Raw genomic sequence first — 24352 nt, 5'->3', positions numbered from 1 at the left:
ATGTCCGAGCACGAGCGTTCTTCCGGCACGGGGCGGCTGCTGACCGCGGTGGCCTGGCTGGTGCTGCTGTTCGGGCTGTGGTTGTGGGGCCGTGACGTGACCGACGTGCGGCAGGGGCTCACGACGCCCACCACCGGCGACATCGCGGCCGTCGGGCGCCCGGACGTCCCGCTGCCGCCCGCGCTGGAACCGCTCGGCAACGCGCGCCCGCAGCGCCTCGACATCCCGTCGATGGGGGTGCAGGCCCCCGTCGTCGCCCGCGGGCTCGACCGGCAGGGCGCGATCGAGCCGCCGCCCTTCGAGCAGCCCGGCGTGGTCGGCTGGTACGCCGCCGGCGTGCAGCCGGGAGCGGCCGGCGCCGCCCTGTTCGTCGGGCACGTCGACACCGACACCAAGCCCGCGGTCTTCTACAAGCTCAGCGCGGTGCGGCCCGGAGCGACGGTCCGTGTCGTCCGCGACGACGGGAAGGTCGCCGAGTTCACCGTGGACGAGGTCCAAGTGATCCCGCGCGATCACTTCGACGCCCAGCAGGCCTACGGCGCCCGGAAGCCGGGGCGGGCCGAGCTGCGGCTCGTCACCTGCGGCGGCACCTTCGACCGCGCGAGCCGCACCTACACGGCGAACGTGGTGGTGTCGGCGTACCTCACCGGAAGCGGTTGACGAGCGGTACCGGGCCCGGTCGACGACACGCTCCCCCGGGAGCCGCCGACCGGGCTGGTCCTCGACCGCGCGCGCACGGGCTGCGGGAGTAACCCGGCGACCGGCGCGGGAGGTTCTGGGTCCGTCCGCGCGGGTACGCGGGCGGAGGCAACCGGCTCGGGGCCGTGGCCATTTGTGGCAACTCTAGAACGGATGAGCGTTCCGGCCTAGAGGTCGTTTGACGACAAGTCCACGACCCGTGGCTCTACGTGATGGGCGCAGGTGGGTGCGGCCACGGGAGGGGCCGGGGCGGCCCGGCGCCCGGAGCGTGCGCTGCGCGCGCCCGGGGCGGATGTCTCCGGCTCCCGGAAGGTCCGGGGCTGTAACAGCTCTCCGACAAGGGGTGGGTGACCTCGTGAGCCGCGCGACACCTATGTCAGGATTGAGACTTAGGACGGTGCACCCAAGGGGGAGTTGGATGTACGGCAGCAGGGGGGCCGGGGCACGGGCGTCCGTGGCGGTGGTGGGGGCGGCACTGCTTCTCGCGGGATGTTCCTCCTCCGGGGGAGACGGCAAGAGCGACGGCTCCGGTGCCGAGGTCACGCAACAGCCCAAGAATTCGGACCCGTTCTGGGTCAATCCGGACGGGAACGCGGCCGAGCAGGTCGCCGCCTACCTGAAGGCGGACAAGAAGGACGAGGCCGAGCAGATCCGCAAGATAGCGGAGCAGCCGACCGGCGAGTGGATCGGCCCGGAGAACCCGGAGTCGGAGGCACGTGGCTTCACGGAGGCCGCCGAGAAGGCGGACCGGGCCGCGATCCTGGTCCTCTACAACATCCCGCACCGCGACTGCGGACAGTTCTCGCAGGGCGGCGCCGCCGACGGCGACGCCTACCGGACCTGGATCGACGGGGTCGCCCAGGGCATCGGGGACCGGCCCGCCACGGTGATTCTGGAGCCGGACGCGGTCCTGCACCTGGTCAACCAGTGCACCCCGGACGAGTACCACGAGGAGCGCTACGACCTCCTCAAGGGCGCCATCGGCAAGCTCAAGTCCCTGAAGAACACGAAGGTGTACCTGGACGCGGGCAACGCCGGCTGGGGACACCCCGACCAGATCTTCCAGCCCCTCCAGTGGGCGGGCATCGACCAGGCCGACGGCTTCTCCGTCAACGTCTCCAACTTCTACTCGACCGAGGACTCCATCGCGTACGGCAAGCAGCTGTCCGCGAAGGTCGGCAACAAGCACTTCGTCGTCGACACCAGCCGCAACGGCAACGGCCCGTACACGGGCGGCAAGGCGGACGAGAACTGGTGCAACCCGCCGGGCCGCGCGCTCGGTGAGACCCCGACGACCAAGACGGCCGACCCGCTCGTCGACGCCTATCTGTGGGTCAAGCGGCCGGGCGAGTCCGACGGCACGTGCAAGGGCGGGCCGAAGGCCGGCCAGTGGTGGCCGGAGTACGCGCTGAAGCTCGCACGGGCCACCGAGTAGCGCGCGCGGGCCGTCGGGCATCGGCAGCCGGACACGAGGAAAAGGGGGCGCCCTCCGCTCGAAGCGGAGGGCGCCCCCTTCGTCCGTGGTCCTCGCCCTCCGGGGCGAGGCGCACCCGGTGCCGGGCGGCCGGGATCAGGGCACCCTGACCCACTGGGCCTTGCTCGGCGTTCCCTGGTCGTCCGTCACGAACAGCATGTACCAGCCGGATTCCACGAGGTTCCGGCTCTTGGGAACCGTCACCGTGATGCCGTCCTTCGTCTTCGTGAAGTCCAGCGCGATGGACCGCTGGTCGACGTCGGTGACGTGCGTGGAGGCGCTCGGCCGGATCAGCCGGGCCGTCTTGATCGACGACGTGTGCTGCGAGGAGAACGTGGCCGAGCCGCCGCGCGCGATCGTCTTCGGTCCGCCCGAGAGCGAGGGCCGCGAGTCCCGGTACAGGTACGGCGGGGTGTAGATCTCGATGCGCTGCTCGAACACGCCCGGCTTGGTGTCGGCCTTGTCGGCGTAGAGCGAGTCGGACCCGAAGAACATCACGCGGCCGTCGGGCAGCAGGAGCGAGCCCGAGTGGTAGTTGCGGCCCACCAGCGGGTCGGCCACCCGGTCGAAGGTGTTCGACTTCGGGTCGTAGATCCGCGCCTGCAGGATGTTGGAGTCACCGCGCCCGCGGTAGTCCTCGGAGCCGCCGGACACCAGCACGGTGTCGTCGGGCAGGATCGAGGACTGCGGGTAGCGGGTGCCCTTCTCCAGCTCGGGGCCGTCCACGAACCTCGGGTTCTTGTCCTTGAGGTCGATGAGCCGGGTCTTCTTGCTGGACAGCTGGGACTCGCCGACCCCGCCGCCGCCGATCACCATGTACTTCTCGTCCTGGGCGGGCGGCAGCAGCACCGTGCCCGAGGTCTCCATCATGTTCGCGTCGCTCAGGCCCTTGAGCTTGGTGAACTTGTTGGTCTCCACGTCCCAGACACCGGGCTCGCGGCCCACGTCGTCGGGGCCGTACCCGGCGTTCGAGCCCGAGTAGAAGAGCTTGCCGTTCTGCATCAGGGAGATCGCCGGATAGGTCGGGAACTGCCGGATGCCCTTGGTGTAGGTCCACTTCTTGGTCTTGGGGTCGAACACCTCGTTCTTGCCCGGGACCAGCTGTCCGATCTCGTCGAGACCGGACAGGCTGAGCACCTTGCCGTCGGACAGGGTGGTCAGCGTCGGGTACCAGCGGGCCTCGTTCATCGGGTCGACCTTGATGTACTTCTCGGCGACCGGATCGAACTCGTAGGCCTCCCTGATCCCCTGGAAGTCCTTCTTGTCCAGGGCGAGTTTCTGCGCGATGCCGTACGTGTTGCGGGCGTCGGTGCCCGTCAGGCCCTGGACGCGATAGTTGTCCTGGGTGCCGGTCTCGTGCTTCTGGCCGCTGCGCTGCGCCTCGACGTAGATGCGGCCGAGGCCCGGGTCGTTGCGCAGGAACACGCCGGTCGCCGGGTCGAAGACCTTCTTGGCGCGCGGTACGAGCACCGGGTCCTTGGAGACGAACGTCTTGCCGTTCTTCTTGCCGGTGAACTTGGTGCCCGCGGGCAGGGTGATCGGCTTGTCCGGGTTCTCGTTGTGCACGATCATCAGGCCGCCGGCCTTGGTGACGTCACCCTTCAGCTTCTCGTACCGCTTGGTGCCGCCCGCGATCAGCAGGTTGCCGTTGGACAGCTGGGTGTGGCCCGTGCAGAACAGGTCGCTCGGCGTGGGGATCTTCTTGATGGTGCCCTTGACCGGGTCCCAGATCCGCGTGTCGAACTTCTTCGCGTCGAAGTTGTCCTGGTTGTTGCCCGAGCCCGCGACGAGCAGGACCTTGCCGGTGTGCAGCAGGGCGGCGTGGATGGTGTTCTGCCGGTACTCCTTGGGGAACTGGACGATGTCCCAGTGGCCGTTGTCGGCTTTGTACTCGGGCTTGTTGATCGTGTACTGGTGGTACTTGTCCGTCCCGAAGCGATACAGCCAGGGCCCGTTCATCCCGGCCAGAGCGAGCACCACCACCCCGGTTATGCCGAGGCGGCGGGCACGGCGGCGGCGGGCACCGTCTTTCATTTCTTACGTCCCCCAAGGGCGATCTGCATGGTCTGGTCGTTGCCCCCGGCCGAGGCCCAGGTGGGCCGCTGCTGCGGCGCGTGCGGGGCGTGCTGCTCCTGCTGCGGCACGGAGGCCTGCGGCGGGACGGTGGCGGCCTCGGGCGGCGTCGGCGGCTTCTTCCGCTCCTGGCGCATGGTCCAGCGCCAGGCGAAGATCGGCGAGGCGGTGATCAGCAGGGCGAAGGTGGCCCAGGTGATCATCGCGGGGTGGGAGTGCCCGAGCACGAAGCCGGCGGTGATCGAGCCGGCGAAGACCAGGATGAAGAACAGGTGGATCCGGAAGGTCCCGAACAGCGTGTCGGGGCTGGCCGAATCGCCCTTGGGCGTCACCACGAACTTGCTCTTGCGGCGCAGCACGGCGTCCATCAGCGAGCGGGCGTAGATCGGCGCGGACAGTGCCGACATCACCATGCCCGCGACACCGCCGGAACCCTCGGGCTCGTGCGGGGAGACGTTGTGGCGCCGGTTCCAGATGTACAGGCCGATCTGCAGCGCGGACGCGTTGCCGTAGAGCATCAGCCAGACCGTCGGGTCGATGTTCACGCCGGAGGCGCCCAGGCCCAGGAAGAGGGCGCAGCTCAGTGCCGCGAGGATCCAGTTCAGCGCCGACATCGGGTAGAAGATGATCATCATCGTGTAGTTGAAGAGCTTGCCCGGAGGCATGGAGAAGAAGCCCTTCCAGTACTGCTTGAGGATCGTCTCGTAGGTGCCCCGGGACCAGCGCAGCTGCTGGGTGAAGAAGTCCGTCCAGGCGTTCGGCCCCTCGCCGACGGCGAGCACGTCCGGCGTGTAGACCGACTTCCACTTCCGGCCGGTGGCGGGGTTCTTCGCGCGGTGGATCTCGAAGCCGGTCGCCATGTCCTCGGTGATCGAGTCGTACAGGCCGCCGATCTGCTTCAGCGCCTTGATGCGTACGGCGTTCGAGGTGCCCACGAACATCGGGGCGCCGTAGAAGTTGCCGGCGCGCTGGATGAGGGCGTGGAAGAGGAACTGCTGGGACTCGGCGGCCTTGGTGACGAACGCGTCGTAGTTGCCGTACACCTGCGGGCCGATGACGAAGCCGACGTCCGGGTCGCGGAAGAAGCCGAGCATCCGCTCCAGGTAGTTGGGCAGCGGCACGTGGTCGGTGTCGACCGAGGCGAAGTAGTCGTAGTCGTCGCCGTGCGCCTCGAGCCAGGCGTTGTAGTTGCCGTGCTTGGTCTTGGCGCGGTGCGGGCCCTTGGCCCGGTTCCACTTCGAGACACCCTTGCGGGAGAAGTGGTGCACGCCCAGACGCGCGCACACCTCCTTCACCTCGGGGTCGTCGCCCTCATCGAGGAGCCAGACGTGCATCAGACCCCGGTGGCGCAGCTTGACCGCCGCCTCCAGGGTCTTCGTCACCATGGCGAGGGGCTCCTTGCCGGGCACGAAGGAGGTGAGGAAGGCGACTCTGGTGCCCGTCTCGGGCACCACCGGGATCGGGTCGCGGGCGACCAGGGTGGCGTGCGCGTTCGACAGCACGTTCATGCAGCGGAAGAACTCGATCAGACCGATCGAGACCAGCATGACGATGTCGAGCGCGGGCAGGAAGTCGTAGGCCGGGTAGTCGCGTTCGGTCCAGTGCTCGGGCTGGAGCAGCCAGCCGAGCAGGACCAGAGAGAGCAGCGGCGCCGCGCCCAGCATGAGGGCCGCCCGTATGCGGTGCGGCTCCTGCGACAGCAGCGAGCGGTACTGCACCTTGTAGGGCTTGCCCGGGTCCGGCTGAGTGAGGGGCCCCGCAAGCCGGCTGTAGTGCTCGTAGTCGTATCTCGGAAGCGACTTCTTGATTCTCCGGAAGCCGCCCGTCCGGTGCGACGGCACACGGAGCTGGGTCGTCTCGGACGGGTCGAAATTCTGCCGGGCGCCCGTCGGCGTCGACGTCATGAGTCATCCCCCCGCACGCACGGTCAAGTGCGTGTTCGTCGGTTCTTGGCGCCCGCTCAGGTCCCCCTCGACCTTTCCGGACGCATCACTGGCAGGCCGCAGTCACCACATCTTCCACACCCTATAGACATGGAACGACGACCTTCCGGTTGCATGATGCCCCCCTCGGCATCCGTTCATGAACGGGGCCCCCAACCCCCCATGCCCGCAACCGGCCCTGCCCCCAACTGTCATGTATCGACAGTCCCTTGAAGCCCAGGGTTCTACGCCGTTCATCATGATCGCAAGATGCGAAACGATGTGTTAACCGGTCATACGCGCTCATTGGGACACGTGTACGACGGCGAGGGTGATGTGGCGTACGACGAAGGGCCCCCTCGCGGTGGCGAGAGGGCCCGTCGGTCGGTGCGCCGCCAGGGACTCGAACCCCGGACCCGCTGATTAAGAGTCAGCTGCTCTAACCAACTGAGCTAGCGGCGCCTGCTGACGGCAGAACTCTACCCGACCCGGGAGGGTGCTCCGGACCGCCGGACCGCCCGGGCCGGAGGGTGGGCAAGGGGGCGGGCCGGGGTGCGCGCGGAGGCGTCCGGGCGGGAGCGGTCGGCGGTCCGGGCGGGAGCGGTCGGCGCCGGGCGAGGGGGGTCGGGTTCCGGCGGCCGCGGCCGGCTCCGGGTGAGGCGGGGGCCCGGGTGGCGTACATCATTCGGACCGTCAACATGCGACACCGGGGCACAGTTGCCAGACTGGCGAATGTGCAGAAATGCGGACAATTTGACGGGGAGTGTGAGGGGAGTCGCATGGATGCTCCGGTGTTCGAGGAGATCGATCCCGCGAGCGACTGCGACTGCCCCGGATGCGTGCACTGGCGGCGTGTGATGCCCGCTTCCGCGCTGCCCGGACCCGTGGGCCATCCGGCGGCACGCAGGGCGCTCGTCCTGGCCGCCGCGGCGGGCACCGTCCTCGGCACCGGCCAGCCGGTGCCGGCGCTCGCGGTCGCGCACGGACCCGCACGGCCGGGCGCCCCCGCGGGTGACGAGCCCGGTACCCCGCAGGGCGGCCGGGCTCCGCTGCACGGCCCGGCGGGCAGACCCGCGAAACCGGCCAGGCCCGGGGCCGCGGTGCCCACGACCACCCGGGCCGCGATCATCAACCGGGCGAAGGCCTGGGTCTCCGGTCAGGTTCCGTACAGCATGAGCGCGTACTGGTCGGACGGATACCGGCAGGACTGCTCCGGCTTCGTCTCGATGGCCTGGAACCTGCCCGGCAACGAATGGACGGGCAGCCTCGCGGGTTTCGGGGTGCGCGTCTCCCGCGACCAGCTCCAGCCCGGCGACATCCTGCTGTTCCACAATCCCGCCGACCCGCAGAACGGCTCGCACGTCGTCCTGTTCGGCGGCTGGACCGACTACACGCACACCTATTACATCGCCTACGAGCAGACCCGCCCGCACGCCCGCAAGCAGTCCACGCCGTACGCCTACTGGACGCACTCCACCGGCTATCTGGCCTACCGGTACAAGGGGCTCGCGGAGACCACGACCGGTGCGGGCGCGTCCTCCCCGGGCACCGCGACGGCACGCCATCCGGGCTCGGCGTACTTCGGACCCGGCGCGGACAACGCCTATGTCACCCAGTTGGGCCGCCTCCTCGTCGACCGGGGTGCGGCCCGCTTCTACGCCTCGGGGCCGGGGCCGCGCTGGTCGGACGCGGACCGGCGGGCCACCCGGGCGTTCCAGCGGGCGCAGGGCTGGACCGGGGCGGACGCGGACGGACTGCCGGGGCCGCAGACCTGGTCGTACCTGGTGGGAAGCAAGGGCAAGGACATCCCCGGTGCGGCGGCGGGGGGTTCGGGGTCCACGGGGTCCTCCGGCGGCAAGGAGGGCACCGGACAGGACGGCGGCCGGACGCCGGGCGGATCCTCGCACGGCGTGCCCGGCTATCCGGGGCGCGGCATGTTCCGGCCCGGGGCCGACAACGCCCATGTCACCCGGCTCGGGCGGCAGCTGGTCATAAAGGGGTTCGGCAAGAACTACACCTCGGGGCCCGGTCCGCGCTGGGGTGAGGCGGACCGGCGCAACGTGGAGGCGTTCCAGCGGTCCCAGGGCTGGCGCGGCGGCGCCGCGGACGGCTATCCGGGGCCGGAGACGTGGCGGCGGCTCTTCTCCTGAGCATGTCCCGGGGCCTCGTGAACATCTGGTCCGTCCGTCCGTCGGTTCCATCCGTCACGGCCCGGCGATTCCCGGGCCCGTCCCGGGTTCTCACGAAACTTCCAGGCGCGGAGGCATGGAGGCAGCTATGAGCACGACGACGTCACACACCCCGGAGTCGGAGGGGGCGTCCTCCCCGGCCTCCGGGTCCGATGCGACCGCGGAGGGCGCCGGCGGTCCCCGGTCCGCGCGCCTCATCCAGAACGAGGTGACGACCGAGATCCCCGTCCACCTGCTCTTCCGGGACGACCCGGAGCCCGTCTCCGTGCCGCTCGCGCCCGCCGTCGTGGGCCGCAGGCGCGGCACCGGTGAACAGCCGAGGGTCAGACGGCCCGTTCCCGGGCGGGCGCCCCGCCCGGTGCCGGAGGTCGAGCCCGAGCTGGTGGAGCGGCCCGCCCGGGTGCTGCCCGGGGTTGCGGGGGTGCTGGCCGGGGCCTGCGGGGCAGCCGGGTGCGTGTTCACCTCGTGGTGGTCGGGTGCGCTGCCGCCGTCCGTGACCGGGGCGCTGGAGCTGCCGGCCGTCGCGGGCGCCGGACTCGGGCCCGCGCAGTGGGCGGCGTATGCGGGGGCCGGTGCGCTCGGCCTGTTCGGCTTCGGGGGGCTCGCCCGCGGCCGGACCGGACGGGCCTGGGTGCTCGGGCTGTTCGGGCGCTACCGCGGCACGGTCCGGCGCACCGGACTGATGTGGATCAACCCGCTGGTGCTGCGCCGTCGGGTGGACGTGCGGCTGCGGCACTGGCGCAGCGAGCCGATGTCGGTGGTCGACGCGAACGGGGTCGCGCTGCGCGTGGTGGTGCTCGTCGTCTGGCGGGTCAAGGACACCGCGCGGGCCACGCTCGGCATCGAGGACCACGAGGAGTATCTGCGGGCGTGTGTGGAGGCGGCGCTCACCCGGCTGCTGTCGCAGCTTCCGGCGGAACTGCCGCCCGCCGTCGTGAAGGACGTGACCCTGCGCAACACGGACGCGGTCGGTGAGGCGCTGACCCGGCCGGTGGCCGCCGACACGGCGCCGGTGGGCCTGGAGGTGTTCTCGGTGCAGCCGATCCGGATCGACTACGCGCCCGAGGTCGCGGCCGTGATGCAGCGCCGCCGCGTCGCCGCCCTGGACGCCCAGCACCGCGACACCGTGCTGAGCTCCGTCGTCGACTCGGTCGAGGACACGGTGACCCGGCTGACCATGCGGGGGCTCGTGGAGCTCGACGACTACGAACGCAAGGCGTTGGTGAAGGACCTGACGGTGGCCTTCTACACCGGGCGCAGGGAGGCCTCCTCGTAGGCGTGCGGTCGGGCCCGGCCGTACGGGGTCCCGTGCGGCCGGGCCGCGGGAGGCGGCGCCACGGCCGGGCCCCGGCGCGCGTGGCGGAGAGCTTCGCGATTGGTATGGACATGTTCAACTAACGGCAATAATCTGGGACTTGGTCTAGACCTGAAAATCGCGCGCACAGCTCACCGAGAACCTCCCCCACGTCCTCCAGGAGCGGCAGCATGCGCATACGGACGACCGAGATCCGTACCACCAGGAAAGCCAAGCTGTACGCGGCCGTGCTCGGCCTCGCCACCGCGGGCACCTTCGTGCTCTCGACCGGCGGCGCCGACGCCCACGGCTACACCGACCAGCCCCTCAGCCGGCAGAAGATGTGCGCCGCGAACGGCGGCAGCGTCGCCAACTGCGGTGACATCCAGTGGGAGCCCCAGAGTGTCGAGGGCCCGAAGGGCTTCCCGGCCGCCGGTCCGGCCGACGGCCGGATCTGTTCCGCGAACCACACCAACTTCAGTCAGCTGGACCAGCCCAAGACCCCCGCGGGCACGGCCTGGCCGACGACGAAGGTGACCGCGGGTCAGAGCTACGGCTTCCGCTGGCAGTTCACCGCGATGCACGCCACGACCGACTTCAAGTACTTCATCACCAAGAACGGCTGGAACCAGAACCACGCGCTGACCCGCGCGGACCTGGAGACCACGCCGTTCCTGACCGTTCCCTACAACGGACAGCGCCCCCCGTCCACGTTCTCGCACACCGGCACGCTGCCGGGCGGCAAGAGCGGGCACCACATCATCCTCGGCGTGTGGACGATCAACGACACGGCGAACGCGTTCTACTCGTGCGCGGACGTCACGTTCTAGTCCGGCCCGCCCCGGGGCGGCTCGCGCGACGCCCGCATTCTGAGGCTTCCTTGAGCTGCCCCTCCTTCCCCGGAGGGTATGTTCCCCGCACGCCGACGGACCGCGGCGGCGTGCGGGGAACCGCACCGGACACCGGGGGAACGAGATGGACGCGCTGTTCTACGCCATACCTGCACTGATCATGGCCGTGACGATGCTCATGGCCGTCAAGGTGGTCCGCCGCTCGCTGGAGCTGAGGAGCGCCTGGAGCAGCGGACTGACCGCCGAGGCGCGCTGCCTGCGCTCGTACACGACCACCAGCGGCGGGGGCGGCACCTCGGTCACCACGACGCTGCACCACGTCTACGAGTACACGACGCGCGAGGGACGCGCGGTCCGCTTCGACGAGGCGGGCGGCCCGTCCACCGTCGTCGAGGGCGACATCGTCACCGTGCACTACGCGGCCGGACGCCCCGAGAAGGCCACGGCCCGGGCGCCGCACCCGGGCAGGGCCGCCGCCGGCACCGTCGGCTTCCTGGTCTTCTTCGGCGTGATCATCGCCTTCTGCATCGGCTTCATGGTCACGTACCACGAGGTCTTCGCGGCGAACGACGCCCTCGGCGGATTCTGAGGCCGCCGCCCGGGCGACGGCGTCACGCCTCTCCTCATCTGACGGTGCGTCAATTATGGTGCGCACCCATGGGGTCGATGAAGCGGACCGTCGCGGAGCTCGTGCGGGAACGGTGGGACGACCACCGGCCGGGACTGTGGTTCGAGGGCCGGTTCCTGAGCCACCACCAGGTGGCCTCGGGCGCCGCCGCCCGGGCCGCGCTCCTCGCCGACCTGCTGCCGCCCGGCGCCGAACCGCACCTCGGCGTGCTGCTCGACAACACGCCCGAGTACCCGCTGTGGCTGAGCGCGGCAGCCCTCGCCGGCGCCGCCGTCGCCGGAATCAACCCGACCCGGCGGGGCCCCGAACTGGCCCGCGACATCCTGCACACCGAGTGCCGGGTACTGGTCACCGAGCGGGCCCAACTGCCGCTGCTCGACGGCCTGCGCCTGCCCGGGGTACGCGTCCTGGTGACCGACACGGACGCCTACGCCGGCCTCCTGGAGCCCTACGCGGACGCCGTGCCCGACACCGGCACCGCCCGTGCCGACGACCGCCTCCTGCTCTACTTCACCTCCGGCTCGACCGGCGCCCCCAAGGCCGCGATCTGCACCCAGGGCAGGCTCGCCGCCGCCGGGCAGTCGCTCGTGGACCACTTCGGGGTGCGCCCGGACGACACGCACTACATCTGCATGCCGATGTTCCACGGCAACGCGGTGATCGCCGACTGGGCGCCCGCGCTCGCGGCGGGCGCGACCGTCGCGCTGCGGCGCCGCTTCTCCGCCTCCGGGTTCCTCACCGACGTACGCGCCTGCGGGGCCACGTACTTCACCTATGTGGGCCGCGCCGTCCAGTACCTGCTGGCCACGCCCGCCCGCCCGGACGACCGGGACAACCCGCTGCGGACCGGCTTCGGCACGGAGGCCGGCGCGGTGGACGCCGCCGCCTTCGAGGAGCGCTTCGGGGTGCGGCTGGTGGAGGGGTACGGCTCCTCGGAGGGCGGCGCGGCCATCCAGCGCGCCCCCGGCACACCGCCCGGCGCGATCGGACGGGCGGCACCCGGCGACGACCTCGCGGTGGTCGACCCCGGCACCCGGCAGGAGTGCCCGCCCGCCGTCCTCACCGGCGACGGCCGGCTGCTCAACGGCACCGAGGCGATAGGGGAGTTGGTCAATCGCGGACCCAACCCCTTCGAGGGCTACTGGCGCAATCCGGACGCCGATGCCGCACGCCGCCGCGACGGCTGGTACTGGACAGGCGACCTCTTCTATCGCGACGCCGACGGCTTCCTCTACTTCGCCGGACGCACCGACGACCGGCTGCGCGTCGACAGCGAGAACCTCGCCGCCGCGGTGATCGAGAACATCCTCTCCCGGTACGCCGACGCCGCCGCCGTGGCGGTGTACGCGGTGCCCGACCCGGTGGCCGGGGACCAGGTGATGGCGGCGCTGGCCCTGCGGTCCGGGGCCGCCTTCGACCCGCTGTCCTTCGGCGAGTTCCTGCTCTCCCAGCCGGACCTGGGGACCAAGATGGCCCCCCGCTTCCTGCGGATCGTGGAGCGGATGCCCGTCACCGCCACCAGCAAGATCCACCGGGTGGGTCTGCGACGGGAGGGCTTCCGCTGCCCGGACCCGGTGTGGTGGCGGCCCCCGGGCGAGCCGGCCTACCGGCCGCTGGAGACGGCCGACGTCGACACGCTGCTCGCCCAGTACCGGGCCCGGGGACGCGAGGAACTGCTCGCGAGGTAGGGCCGGCCCCACCCCGGGGACACCCGCTGCGCATATGGTCCGGGGCGCCCGCAGCCGCCTACCGTGACCGCATGATCAGCAGAGCCGGGCCGTGGCGTGCGGCCGGATACCTCGTCACCGGTGTGCTCGTCGGCGCCCCGCTCCTCGTGGGGCTGCTCGTGCTCGCGGTCGCGGGCGCGGCACTGACCCCGCTGCTCGTCGGGCTTCCGCTGCTCGCGCTCCTCGCGCTGGCCGGCGTGCCGGTGGGGGCCATGGAGCGGTGGCGGCTGCGGCTGGTCGACCCGGCCCCGGTGCCGGCCCCGCACCGCACCCCGGACGTGCCGGGCCTCGCCGCCTGGGCCGGGCTCCGGTTCACCGAGCGGGCGACCTGGCGCGAACTCGGGTACGCGGTGCTGCTCGCGGCGGTGCTGTGGCCGCTGGACCTGCTGGTGCTGACGGGAGCGGCCGGGATACCCGGCGCCATGATCGGGGCGCCGGCACAGCTCGCCCTCGCCGGCGACGAGACCCGCGTCGCCAAGCTCTGGCTGATCGACTCCTACGGTCAGGCGTGCCTGTGCGCGGCGGGCGGAACCGTCCTCCTGCTCGCCCTGCTGTGGCCGCTCGCACGGTACGCCCGCGCCCGCGCCGCCGTGGCCCGGCTGCTGCTGGCACCCCGCGAGACCGAGCGGCAACTCGCCGAGGTGACCCGGTCCCGGGCCCGCCTGGTGGCCGCCTTCGAGGCCGAACGGCGGCGCATCGAAAGGGACCTGCACGACGGCGCGCAGCAGCGCCTGGTGGCGCTGAGCATGCAGCTGGGCCTGGCCCGCCTGGACGCGCCGCCCGAGCTGGCGCAGCGGCTCGCGGCCGCGCACCGTGACGCCGATCAAGCACTGGGAGAGCTACGGGAGTTGATCCACGGTATCCATCCGCAGGTGCTCGCCGACTACGGGCTCGGGGACGCCATAGCCGACGCCGCCGACCGCTCCGCCGTGCCGGTCGAGCTGGACGTGGAGCTGCCGCGGCTCGCCGAACCCGTCGAGTCGGCCGCGTACTTCGCGGTGCGCGAGGCGCTCGCCAACGTGGGAAGGCACAGCCGTGCGCGGCGGGTGTGGATCAGCGGACGGTACGCGCGAGGACGGCCGGGGGAGGGCCGGCTGCGGATCGAGGTGCGCGACGACGGGTGCGGTGGCGCCGACGCCCGGGCCGGCACCGGCCTCACCGGACTCACGGACCGGCTCGCCGTTCTCGATGGCACACTGACCGTCGACAGCCCGTCCGGTGGGCCCACCGTGCTGCACATGGAGATCCCTTGCTGAGAGTGGTGCTCGCCGAGGACAGCGTGCTGCTGCGGGAGGGGCTGGTGGGGCTCCTGGGCCGCTTCGGGCACGAGGTGGTGGCGGCCGTCGGGGACGCGCGGGCGCTGCGGGACGCGGTGGCGGCGCATTCGCCCGACCTCGTCCTCACCGACGTACGGATGCCGCCCGGATTCCAGGACGAGGGGCTGCGCGAGGCCCTCGCCCTGCGCGCCGCGGACCCCCGCCTGCCGGTCCTGGTCCTCAGCCAGTACGTCCAGCGGGCCTACGCCGCCGAACTCCTCGGCACCGGGGACGGCACCGGCGTCGGCTACCTCCTCAAGGACCGTGTCGGGCAGGTCGAGCAGTTCGCCGAGGCGGTGGAGCGGGTCGGCGCGGGCGGGACGGTCGTGGACCCGGAAGTCGTACGGCAGTTGCTGCGCCGCAGACGTGATCCGCTGGAGGCGCTGACCCCGCGCGAACGCGAGGTGCTCGGGCTGGTCGCCGAAGGCAGGTCCAACAGCGCGATCGCCCGGGAGCTGGTCGTCACCGAGGCGGCCGTCGGCAAGCACATCGGGAACATCCTGGGAAAGCTGGATCTGCCCCCGGCGCAGGACACCCACCGGCGCGTGCTCGCCGTACTCGCCTATCTGCGCGGCTAGCCCCGGTCCCGGTCCCGGTCCCCGTCCCCGCGGCCGGACCCGGTCTCGAAGGGGTGTGCGGGAGAGGAGTTCCCACCGCTCCTCGGGGGGAGTATGCACCCGTACACCTGTGCGGAGGAGTCGAGGGAAGAGGGGGGACATGCGTCGCCTGATCCGGGTCACGGACGTCGAAGCCGTTCATGCCGCCGCGGTGCGGGGGCGTCGGAGCCTGCCGCTCCGGACCGGGACGCTCTCCTCCCGGGTGCCGCTCGCTACGCACCGCCTCCGGGCACGGCTCGCGGTCCGCCCCGTGCGGGGGCGGCTCGTGGCGTGTTGCCGGTGACGGGCGACGGGCGCTACCGCGTCCTGGTCGCCGGGTACTCCGTCTCCTCGTACGGCACCTTCCTCAACATGGTGGCGCTCAACCTGTTCGTCTACGCCACCACCGGCAGCGCGCTCGCCATGGGTCTGTTCATGGCGGTCCGGCTCGGGGCGGGGTTCCTGGCCGGGACGGTCGCGGGCCGGTTGCTGGCCCGGTACGCGGTCAAGCCCGTGATGCTGTGGTCCACCGTCACCCAAGCGCTTGTCATGCTCCTGCTGGTCGTGACGCCGGGCGGCGGACCGCGCACCGGCGTGCTGTTCGCGGTGTCCGCGGCGGTCGGCGCGTGCGGCACCGTCTTCATGGTCGCGCTGCGCAGCTCCGTCCCGGACCTGGTCGGCGCGGACCGGCGCAGCTGGGCCAACTCGCTGATGGTCGGCGGCCGTTCACTGGCCATGGTGGCGGGCTTCGCCTCGTCCGGCGTCGTGGTGCCGTGGCTGGGATTCACCGCGGCCTTCCTGGTGGACGCGGCCAGCTTCCTGGTCTGTGCCGCCGCGGTGGGATGGCTGCCGGCGCCGGAACGGGACACGACGAAGGGCGCCCGGTCCGCCGCCGAGAAGTCGCCGGGCCGCGAACACCGGCGCGGTAAGGGCGTGTTCGGTGCGGCGACGGCCCTGACGACCGTGCCCGCACTGGGGCTGATGGTCCTGCTGCGCGGTGTCGACGCGCTGGGTTCCTCGTCGCACAACGCCGCCCTGCCCGTCTATTCGAGCGCGCTGGACCCCGACGACCCGGCCGCGTTCGTCAGCCGCTTCTGGCTGTTCTGGGCACTGGGCAACGTCCTGGCGCAGCAGGTGATCCAGCGCTGGGCCCGGCGTACCGGCCGGTCCGTCGGAGCGCTCGGCTTCGGCCTGGGCACCACGGTGATGTCCTCCGCGTTCATCCTCGGTTTCGCCGGGTTCCCCATGGCCGTGACGATCGGGGTCGCGCTGGTGGCCGGCGCCGCGGACGGGCTCACCGAGGTGTCCTACACCTCGCACCTCCAGACCCTGCCGGAGACACTGCGCGGCCATGCCTTCGGTCTCTCGGCCACCGTCGAGAACCTCGGCTTCGGACTCGGCATGATCGCCGTGTCCGCGGCCCTCGAACGGTTCTCGGCGCTCACCGTCGTGGCCTGGTCCCACGGGGTCGCCGTCGTGGTCGCGGGCATCTACCTGCTGCGGTTGTACGCCGTCCGAGGAGCCGACGCGGAGGGGGCGCCCAGTGCGTACAGCGAACGCCGGGACGACGCCGGGGTGCCCGGGCGCTGACCCGCCGGCCGGACACGGCCGGACACCACCATGCCGTCCGCGGCGCGGGCCCCGACTCATCGCCCGGGCCCCGCCGTGCGTCCTTCCCGTCACCGGACACCATCCGCACACACACGACGTTCAGGAGATCCCCGACGACCGGACCGCCGTACCGGCCGGCCCGTGCACCCGGCCCGGCGCCCCGCTGCCGCACCACCTCGACCCTCGACAGCACCCGGAAGGCACCCATGTCCCCCACGCATGACCGCAGTCACAGCGACGACCTGCTCTCCTTCGTCTCGGCCTGCCCCTCGCCGTACCACGCGGTCGCGAGCGCCGCGCAGCGCCTGGAGAAGGCGGGCTTCGCGGAGCTGCGCGAGACGGACGACTGGACGGCCGGTGCCGAAGGCGGCAGATACGTCGTACGGGGAGGGGCGCTGATCGCCTGGTACGTCCCCGCGGGCGCGCCGGCCCGCACCCCGTTCCGGATCATCGGCGCCCACACCGACTCGCCGAACCTGCGGGTCAAGCCCGCGCCCGACACCGGCGCCGCGGGCTGGCGGCAGATCGCCGTGGAGATCTACGGCGGCGTGCCGCTGAACACCTGGCTCGACCGCGACCTGGGGGTCTCGGGCCGGCTGGCACTGCGGGACGGATCGACCCGACTCGTCCGCGTCGACAAGCCGCTGCTGCGCGTGCCGCAGCTGGCGATCCACCTCGACCGCAACGTCAACGAGGGCCTCGCACTGGACCGGCAGCGCCACATGACCCCGCTGTGGGGGCTCGGCGACGTCGCACCGGGCGCGCTGCTCGGCCGGATCGCCGCCGAAGCCGACGCCGACGTCGCCGAGGTCCTCGGCTGGGACCTGATGCTGCACGACCTCCAGCCGCCGGGCTACCTGGGCATGGACGAGGAGTTCATCGTCTCGCCGCGCCTGGACAACCTGATCTCGGTCCACGCCGGCGTCACCGCCTTGGTCGCCGCCGCCACCTCCCGGCCGCCCGCGTACGTCCCCGTGCTCGCCGCCTTCGACCACGAGGAGGTCGGCAGCGGCTCCGAGTCGGGTGCCCAGGGCCCTCTTCTGGAGCGGGTGCTGGGCCGGGGCGTCGCCGCGCGGGGCGGCAGCGGGGAGGACGTCAGCCGGGCCCTCGCGGGCGCGTTCTGCGTCTCCGCGGACATGTCCCACGCCGTCCACCCGAACTATCCCGAACGCCACGACCCGGACCACCGGCCGCTGCCCAACGCCGGACCTGTGGTCAAGGTCAACGCCAACCAGCGGTACGCCACCGACGGCGCCGGAGTCGCCGCCTTCGCCGCGGCCTGCGAACGGGCCGACGTGCCGTGGCAGCCGTTCGTCTCGAACAACGTCATGCCGTGCGGCACGTCGATCGGCCCGATCACCGCGGCCCGCCTCGGGGTCGCCACGGTGGACGTGGGCGTGCCGGGTCTGTCGATGCACTCGGCGCGTGAGCTGTGCGGGGCGCGGGACCCGGGGCTGCTGGCCCGGGCGCTGACGGAGTTCGTGACGTCGCGGTGAGGGCCGGCGCACGGTAGGACCGGGACATGCGTGAAGGCCCCCCACTCGCGTGGAGGGCCTTCACCGATGTGCGCCGCCAGGGACTCGAACCCCGGACCCGCTGATTAAGAGTCAGCTGCTCTAACCAACTGAGCTAGCGGCGCATGACTCCCGCCTCCCGCTCTCGCGGTCGGCGACAAAAGAAATACTACCTGGTCCGAAGGGGTGCTCCCGACCACCCGTCCGAGCCCTAGATCGCCAGGGAGAGCAGGACCGGTGCCGCGCCGCGGTTCAGCGTGTCCGCGGCCTGCCGGAGCCGGTGCGCGTGCTCCACCGGCAGCGACAGCGCGAGGCAGCCGACGGAGGAGCCGGCCGTGATGGGCACGGCCGCGCAGACCGTGCCGACCGCGTACTCCTGGAGATCGAGGACGGGCACGGTCGGCGCCTGCGCCTCCAGGCGGGACAGCAGCAGCCGCTCGTTGGTGATGGTCCGCGAGGTGAGGCGGGCCATCTTGTGGCGGGCCAGATGGTCGCGCCGGCCGTTGTGGTCGAGCTGACCGAGCAGGCTCTTGCCGACCGCGCTGGCATGGGCGGAGGAGCGGAAGTCGACCCATTCGTTGACCGCCGGTGCCGCGGGGCTGTCGGCGTACTGGGTGACGTGCACCTCGCCGTCGATGTAGCGGCTGATGTAGATCGCCGCGCCCACCGAGTCCCGCAGCCGGTCGAGGGTGCGCTGGAGCTTCTCGCGCAGGGCCCGGTCACGCTGCTGGGCCGAGCCGAGACGGCTGAGCGACGCACCGGTGACGTACGCGCCGTCGGCGATCTGCTCGACGTACCCCTCCCGGCGCAGCATCCGCAGGAGTGCGGTCAGGCGTTCGGTGCCGAGGCGGGTCTGGCGGGCGAGGTCGGCGTCGGTGACACCGGCGGAGTGCCGTGCCACCGTCTCCAGGACGCGCAGGGCGTCCTGGGCCGAGTGGTACGGCGCGGTCGGCTCGTTCTTCAGCGCCACGGTTTCCCCCTGCGCTTCATGGGCCCGGCTCAAAAACGACACAGCCCGGACGGCCGGGCTCACTCCACGATAACCGTCAAAGAGCGGGCTGTGAGCGTCCGTTGACGAGATTGATGTCGTACCCGGAGGCTCCCAGCAGCGACGCGACACTCTGGCATATGCCCCGGTCACGGCACGCGGGGCATGACCCGACTGTCGTACCTCGGGCCTTGCCCCGCGCGCTCCCCGCCCGCCCCTCGTTCACTCCCGGTAGTCAAAGAACCGCGCTGAGGAATTCCCGGGTGCGGTCCTGCTCCGGATCGCTGAAGATCTTCTCCGGCGGACCGGACTCGATGACGTGGCCGGAATCGAACATCAGGACCTGGTCCGAGATGTCCCGGGCGAAATTCATCTCGTGGGTCACACAGAGCATCGTGATGTCGGTGGTGCGGGCGATGTCACGGAGGACGTCGAGGACACCGGCGACCAGCTCGGGGTCGAGCGCGGACGTCACCTCGTCCAGCAGCAGCACCTGCGGCCGCATCGCCAGCGCCCGCGCGATCGCGACGCGCTGCTGCTGGCCGCCGGACAGCCGGCTCGGACGCTCGTCGCACTTGTCCGCGAGCCCCACCAGGTCGAGCAGTTCACGGGCCCGCGCCTCGGCCTCGTCCTTGGACATCCCGAGGACGGTGACGGGCGCCTCGGTGACGTTCCTGAGGACGCTCATGTTCGGGAACAGGTTGAACTGCTGGAAGACCATCCCGATCTTCTTGCGGACCTCCCGGACCTCCTTCTCGCCCGCCGGGAAGAGCCGGTCCCCGGCGACCGTGATCGTGCCCGCGTCCGGCTTGGCCAGCGTCATCAGCAGACGCAGGATCGTCGTCTTGCCGGAGCCGGACGGGCCGATCAGGGTGACGTGCTTCCCGGAGTCGACGCGGAAGTCCAGTTCGTCGAGGACGGTGTTGTCGCCGAAGCGCTTGGTGACCTTCTCGAAGCGGATCAGCTCGGCACCGTCCACCGGCGGATTGGCGTTCAGTTCGTTCGCGGGTACGGGATTGGTGTCAGCGGACAAGACGTCGCTCCAGGGCTCGCAGAAGCAGGGAAGCCGGATAGGAAATGAGGATGAAGGCCACGCCGATGACCGTGAGGGGCTCGGTGAACTGGAAGTGCTGCTGCGAGTACAGCCGCGCCTCGCCGAGCATCTCCAGCACGGTGATCGTCATCAGCATCGGGGTGTCCTTCAGCATCGCGATGACGTAGTTGCCGAGCGCGGGCACCACGCGGCGGATCGCCTGCGGCAGGATCACCGCGGTCCAGGTGCGCCGCACGGGCAGGCTGAGCGCCGTGGCCGCTTCCCACTGGCCGACGGGCACGCCCTCGATGCCGGCCCGGTAGACCTGCATCGTGTACGTCGAGTAGTGCAGCCCGATCGCGACGACACCCGTGGTCAGCGCGGAGAACGTGATGTTCCACTCGGGCAGCACGTAGAAGAGGAAGAACAGCTGCACCAGCAGCGGGGTGTTCCTGACGAACTCGGTGACGACACCGACCGGCCAGCGCACCCACCGCGTCGGCGTCCGCATCAGCAGCGCCCACACCAGACCGAGGGCGAAAGCGATCAGCGAGCCGAGCGCCAGCGCCTGCAGGGTGACCAGCAGGCCGTCCCAGAAGTGCGGCATGAAGTCACCGACCGCGCTCCAGTCCCAGTTCATGCGCCACCTCCCGCCGCGCCCGCACCGGCGCCCACGCCGGTGCTCTCCGCCCGGCGCAGCTCACGCTGGGACGCGCCGCGCTCCGGTTCCTTGCCTATGCCGGCCTTCAGCCGCTTCTCCAGACCGCGCATGACCCGGGTGAGCAGGAAGGCGATGACGAAGTAGATGAGCAGCACGTACGTGTAGATCTCCGCGCTCTGCTGGAGCGCCAGCCGCACCAGGTTGGCGCTGAAGGTCAGATCGCCCATCCCCATGATGGAGACCAGCGCCGTGCCCTTGAGCAGCTCGATCAGCAGGTTGCAGAAGGAGGGGATCATCTCGGGCACCGCCTGCGGCAGCAGGATCAGCCGCATCCGCTGCCAGGGCGTGAAGCTGAGCGCGATACCGCCCTCACGCTGTGCCGGATCGACCGCGTTCAGCGCGCCGCGCACGATCTCCGAGCCGTACGCGCCGTACGTCAGCCCCAGCGCCAGCGTGCCCGCCCACATCGGGACGAGCTGCCAGCCGAAGGCGAGCGGCAGCACGAAGTACACCCAGAAGATCATGATCAGCGCGGAGGTGCCGCGGAACACCTCGGTGTAGAAGCCCGCGAGGAAGCGGACGATCCACAGCCGCGAGGTGCGCGCCATCCCGACCACGAAGGAGACGGCGCCGGCCAGCAGAGCGCTGAAGAACAGCAGCTGGACGGTGACCCATATGCCTTTGAGTACGAGTTCCCAGAGTCCCGATGTCATCCGCGGCAGAGCTCCTTCGCGGTCATGTCGGTCATCTCCGCCTTGGTGAATCCGAACGGCTGGAGGATGCGGAACAGTTCGCCGCTCGCCTTCATCTTCCGCAGCTCCACGTTGAAGGCGTCCCGCAGCCGCGTCTCGCTCGACCGGAAGGCGAAGCCGCCGCCGTCGACGTGCGGCTTGCCCTTGACCAGGGGCGCGAAGGGTTTGGTGCTCTCCGCCTTGCTGGACTTCTTGACCACCTCACGCGTGGTCAGCGCGGTCCCCGCGAAGACGTCGGCCCGCCCCGCCTCGACGGCGTTCAGCCCGGCGACCTGGTCGGGCACGATCAGGATGTCGCTCTCCTTGTACCCGGCCTCCACCGCGTACTGGATCTCGGCGTAGCCCGTGCCGGTCGCGAACTTCGCCTTCTTCGCCACGACGTCCTTGTAGTCGTGCAGGTCCATGGGATTGCCCTTGCGCACGATGAACGCGTCGAGCATCTGGTAGTCCGGGTCGGCGAAGATGACCTGTTCGCAGCGCTCGGGGTTGATGTACATCCCGGCCGACACGACGTCGAACTGCTGCGAGTTGAGTCCGGGGATGAGCGAGCCGAACTCGGTGGGGACCGGCTGGACGCGGTCGATTCCGAGCCGCTTGAAGACGGCTTTCGCGAGCTGCGGCGCCTCGCCGGTCAGCTCGCCGTTCCTGTCGATGTAACCGAAGGGGATCTCGCCCGCGATACCCAGCCGTACGACGCCCTGCGCCTTCAGCCGGTCGAGGAGATCACCACCGTCCGTGCCGGACGCCGTGGCGACCCGGCTGCAACCGGCGGCGCCCAGCGCGCCGACGGCACCGAGCGCGGAGACACCCGCGAGCAGCGACCGCCGGCTCGGGCCTTCGCCGGGGGCCCTGAACGGGCCTCGTTTCTCCGCACCATAACCGTCCTTGCCAAGTGGTGGAGCCATGGCCGCGCGGCTACCCGATGCCATGCGATCCATGCGGATCAATTTGCGCCCGTACACGCCGCCGAATGTCCGAGGCCCTCTTGACTCCCGCGGGACCATGGAATGCATGGCTGATCGCTACATCGAAGTCTCCCTGGTCAAAAGGGGAGTCGACTGCACGGCGAAACTGCTCGACGACCGGGCGCCGATCACCTGCGCGGCGGTGTGGGACGCGCTTCCACTGAGCGGAGACGTCTACCACGCGAAATACGCACGCAATGAGATCTACGCCCTTTTCCTGCCTTTCGCGAAATCGGAGCCACCCCTGGAAAATCCGACAGTTACCCCTATTCCGGGAGACCTCTGTTATTTCTCCTTCGCGGGCGCGGAACTGGGCACGCAGGCCTACGGATACGACCGTGAGGTCCGCGCCGGGACGACGGTGGTGGACCTGGCCCTGTTCTACGAGCGCAACAACCTGCTCCTGAACGGGGACGTCGGCTGGGTGCCGGGGATCGTCTGGGGCCAGGTGGTCGAGGGCCTCGACGCGATGGCCGAGGCCTGCAACGACCTGTGGCGCACCGGCGCGCAGGGCGAGGCGCTCCGGTTCCGCCGGGCGTGACCGTCCCGGCGCGGCGGTCGCGGCCGGCCGGGCGCCGAAGTGCCGGGGGAGCGCCCCCGGTGCGGCGCCGGCGCACCGGCGGGCGTCCCCGGCCGGGGGTCAGAGCGCCGGGGGAGCCACCCCGGCGACGCCCGCCTCGTACAGCGCCTGCGCCGTCCGCAGGACGAGGTCGTCACGGTGCCGCGCCGCCACGATCTGCAGACCCACCGGCAGGCCGTCCCCGTCCACCCCGACGGGGACGGTCGCCGCGGGCTGCTGCGTCATGTTGAACGGGTACGTGAACGGGGTCCAGCCCGTCCAGCGCCGGTGACCGGAGCGCGCGGGCACCTCCGCGCCCGCCTCGAAGGCCGTCAGCGGCAGCGTCGGCGTGACCAGGACGTCGTAGGACTGGTGGAACCGGCCCATGCGCCGGCCCAGCTCCATGCGGACGTCCACCGCGGCGAGGTAGTCCAGTGCGCCGAACCGGGCGCCGAGCGCGCAGATCTCGCGCAGGCCGGGGTCGAGCAACTCCCGCTGGTGGGGCCCCAGCCGCTGGGTCACGCGGGCGGCCCCGCTGAACCAGAGCGTGTGGAAGGCGTCCACCGGATCGGTGAAGTCGGGGTCGTCCTCGGCGACGTACGCGCCGAGACCCGCCAGCCGCTCCACCGCCCCCCGCACCGCCGCCGCGACAGCGGGCCGGACCGCGACCTGACCGCCGAGCGAGGGCGAGTACGCGACCCGCAGCCCCCGCACCCCGCCCTCCAGCGCGTCCACGAAGGAGCCGGCCGCCGGCCCGAGCGCGGACCAGTCCCGGGCGTCCGGACCGCTGATCACGTCCAGCAGCAGCGCCGCGTCGGCGGCGTCCCGCGTCATCGGACCGACGTGCGACAGCGTCCCGAAGGCGCTCGCGGGATACAGCGGCACCCTTCCGTACGTCGGCTTCAGACCGAAGATCCCGCAGAGCGCGGCCGGGATGCGGACGCTGCCGCCGCCGTCCGTGCCCAGGGACAGCGGGCCCGCGTGGAGCGCCACGGCCGCCGCGCTGCCCCCGCTGGAGCCGCCCGCGGTGCGCGAGACGTCGTACGGATTGCGGGTCACCCCGGACAGCGGCGAGTCCGTGACGCCCTTCCAGCCGAACTCGGGCGTGGTCGTCTTGCCCACGAGGACCGCGCCGTGCTCGCGCAGCCGGGCCACCGACGGCGCGTCCTCCTCCCAGCGGCCCCCCGGGGCGACGGTCCTCGATCCGCGCAGTGTGGGATGCCCGCGCTGCAGCAGGATGTCCTTCACGGTGACGGGGACACCGTCGAGCAGGCCCGTCGGCTCGCCGCGCCGCCAGCGCCCCTCCGACTCACCGGCCCGGGCCAGAGCCTCCTCGGCGTCCAGCCGTACGAACGCGTTCACGGCGGGCTGGACGTGTTCGGCCCGCTCCAGGACCGCCCGCGTCGCCTCCACGGGGCTGAATTCGCCCTTGCGGTAGCCGTCGACGAGTTGTACCGCGGTCAGCTCGGTGAGTTCCGACATCGGCCCCTCCAAAGGGAG

At 71.3% G+C, this 24352-nt stretch carries 20 protein-coding genes and 2 tRNA genes; 12 read left to right on the top strand and 10 right to left on the bottom strand.

What is annotated here, in order from left to right:
- On the top strand, positions 1-660 hold the full coding sequence (locus BKI49_RS13890; RefSeq protein ID WP_095934572.1) for a class F sortase: 660 nt from the start codon (positions 1-3) through the stop codon (positions 658-660).
- A gap of 457 nt (positions 661-1117) precedes the next feature.
- Positions 1118-2134: a glycoside hydrolase family 6 protein gene (locus BKI49_RS13885; RefSeq protein WP_095934571.1), complete on the top strand. Its 1017-nt coding sequence runs from the start codon at positions 1118-1120 to the stop codon at positions 2132-2134.
- A gap of 135 nt (positions 2135-2269) precedes the next feature.
- Here the strand turns inward: BKI49_RS13885 and BKI49_RS13880 are convergent, their stop codons facing one another.
- From BKI49_RS13880 to BKI49_RS13870, 3 genes are all read right to left on the bottom strand, one after another.
- Complete coding sequence (locus tag BKI49_RS13880; RefSeq protein WP_095934570.1) at positions 2270-4207, bottom strand: radical copper oxidase GlxA; 1938 nt, start codon at positions 4205-4207, stop codon at positions 2270-2272.
- The gene (locus BKI49_RS13875; protein ID WP_095934569.1) at positions 4204-6150 is read right to left on the bottom strand and encodes a glycosyltransferase family 2 protein; all 1947 of its coding nucleotides are present in this window, start codon (positions 6148-6150) and stop codon (positions 4204-4206) included. Before BKI49_RS13875 ends, BKI49_RS13880 begins: the two co-directional genes overlap by 4 nt.
- Before the next feature lie 406 nt (positions 6151-6556).
- Positions 6557-6630: transfer RNA gene (locus BKI49_RS13870), tRNA-Lys, on the bottom strand.
- 317 nt (positions 6631-6947) lie between these two features.
- Between BKI49_RS13870 and BKI49_RS13865 the strand changes: the two genes are divergently transcribed.
- The 9 genes from BKI49_RS13865 (at position 6948) to BKI49_RS13825 (ending at position 17876) form a co-directional block, all read left to right on the top strand.
- A complete protein-coding gene (locus BKI49_RS13865; RefSeq protein ID WP_095934568.1) occupies positions 6948-8318 on the top strand; it encodes a peptidoglycan-binding protein in 1371 nt (456 codons plus the stop codon).
- Positions 8319-8445: 127 nt separating this feature from the next.
- Positions 8446-9633 (top strand): SPFH domain-containing protein, encoded by a 1188-nt coding sequence (locus BKI49_RS13860; protein ID WP_095934567.1) that lies wholly within the window; start codon positions 8446-8448, stop codon positions 9631-9633.
- A gap of 209 nt (positions 9634-9842) precedes the next feature.
- On the top strand, positions 9843-10481 hold the full coding sequence (locus BKI49_RS13855; protein WP_179332440.1) for a lytic polysaccharide monooxygenase auxiliary activity family 9 protein: 639 nt from the start codon (positions 9843-9845) through the stop codon (positions 10479-10481).
- Between the two features lie 145 nt (positions 10482-10626).
- Complete coding sequence (locus BKI49_RS13850) at positions 10627-11091, top strand: DUF3592 domain-containing protein (RefSeq protein ID WP_095934566.1); 465 nt, start codon at positions 10627-10629, stop codon at positions 11089-11091.
- 68 nt (positions 11092-11159) lie between these two features.
- Positions 11160-12818, top strand: coding sequence for a long-chain-fatty-acid--CoA ligase (locus tag BKI49_RS13845; RefSeq protein ID WP_095934565.1), 1659 nt, complete (start codon positions 11160-11162; stop codon positions 12816-12818).
- 71 nt (positions 12819-12889) lie between these two features.
- Positions 12890-14113 (top strand): sensor histidine kinase, encoded by a 1224-nt coding sequence (locus BKI49_RS13840; protein ID WP_095934564.1) that lies wholly within the window; start codon positions 12890-12892, stop codon positions 14111-14113.
- A complete protein-coding gene (locus BKI49_RS13835; protein WP_095934563.1) occupies positions 14107-14751 on the top strand; it encodes a response regulator in 645 nt (214 codons plus the stop codon). The genes BKI49_RS13840 and BKI49_RS13835 overlap by 7 nt, the downstream gene beginning before the upstream one ends.
- A gap of 318 nt (positions 14752-15069) precedes the next feature.
- Positions 15070-16359 carry an MFS transporter gene (locus BKI49_RS13830; RefSeq protein ID WP_257004781.1) on the top strand — a complete coding sequence of 430 codons (1290 nt, stop codon included), beginning with the start codon at positions 15070-15072 and terminating at the stop codon, positions 16357-16359.
- Positions 16360-16586: 227 nt separating this feature from the next.
- Complete coding sequence (locus tag BKI49_RS13825) at positions 16587-17876, top strand: M18 family aminopeptidase (protein WP_095934561.1); 1290 nt, start codon at positions 16587-16589, stop codon at positions 17874-17876.
- Positions 17877-17945: 69 nt separating this feature from the next.
- Here BKI49_RS13825 and BKI49_RS13820 read toward each other — a convergent pair.
- From BKI49_RS13820 to ehuB, 6 genes are all read right to left on the bottom strand, one after another.
- Positions 17946-18019, bottom strand: a tRNA-Lys gene (locus BKI49_RS13820).
- Positions 18020-18105: 86 nt separating this feature from the next.
- Entirely contained in the window at positions 18106-18864 is a 759-nt protein-coding gene (locus BKI49_RS13815) for an IclR family transcriptional regulator (RefSeq protein ID WP_095934560.1), read from the bottom strand.
- Positions 18865-19117: 253 nt separating this feature from the next.
- Complete coding sequence (gene ehuA, locus BKI49_RS13810) at positions 19118-19915, bottom strand: ectoine/hydroxyectoine ABC transporter ATP-binding protein EhuA (RefSeq protein ID WP_179332439.1); 798 nt, start codon at positions 19913-19915, stop codon at positions 19118-19120.
- A complete protein-coding gene (ehuD, locus tag BKI49_RS13805) occupies positions 19905-20555 on the bottom strand; it encodes an ectoine/hydroxyectoine ABC transporter permease subunit EhuD (protein ID WP_095934559.1) in 651 nt (216 codons plus the stop codon). The genes ehuA and ehuD overlap by 11 nt, the downstream gene beginning before the upstream one ends.
- A complete protein-coding gene (gene ehuC / locus BKI49_RS13800; protein WP_095934558.1) occupies positions 20552-21289 on the bottom strand; it encodes an ectoine/hydroxyectoine ABC transporter permease subunit EhuC in 738 nt (245 codons plus the stop codon). Before ehuC ends, ehuD begins: the two co-directional genes overlap by 4 nt.
- The gene (gene ehuB / locus BKI49_RS13795; protein ID WP_095934557.1) at positions 21286-22233 is read right to left on the bottom strand and encodes an ectoine/hydroxyectoine ABC transporter substrate-binding protein EhuB; all 948 of its coding nucleotides are present in this window, start codon (positions 22231-22233) and stop codon (positions 21286-21288) included. The genes ehuC and ehuB overlap by 4 nt, the downstream gene beginning before the upstream one ends.
- Positions 22234-22339: 106 nt before the next feature.
- Between ehuB and BKI49_RS13790 the strand changes: the two genes are divergently transcribed.
- On the top strand, positions 22340-22834 hold the full coding sequence (locus BKI49_RS13790; RefSeq protein WP_179332438.1) for a DUF3830 family protein: 495 nt from the start codon (positions 22340-22342) through the stop codon (positions 22832-22834).
- A gap of 99 nt (positions 22835-22933) precedes the next feature.
- On the opposite strand, the gene BKI49_RS13785 is transcribed toward BKI49_RS13790, so the two are convergent.
- A complete protein-coding gene (locus BKI49_RS13785; RefSeq protein ID WP_095934555.1) occupies positions 22934-24334 on the bottom strand; it encodes an amidase in 1401 nt (466 codons plus the stop codon).
- Positions 24335-24352: the final 18 nt, after the last annotated feature.

The sequence above is a fragment of the Streptomyces sp. Tue6028 genome, assembly GCF_002300165.1.
GTDB classification, from domain to species: domain Bacteria; phylum Actinomycetota; class Actinomycetes; order Streptomycetales; family Streptomycetaceae; genus Streptomyces; species Streptomyces siamensis.
The sequence above is the reverse complement of the archived record's forward strand: the minus strand, read 5'-3'. Positions and strand labels throughout refer to the sequence as shown.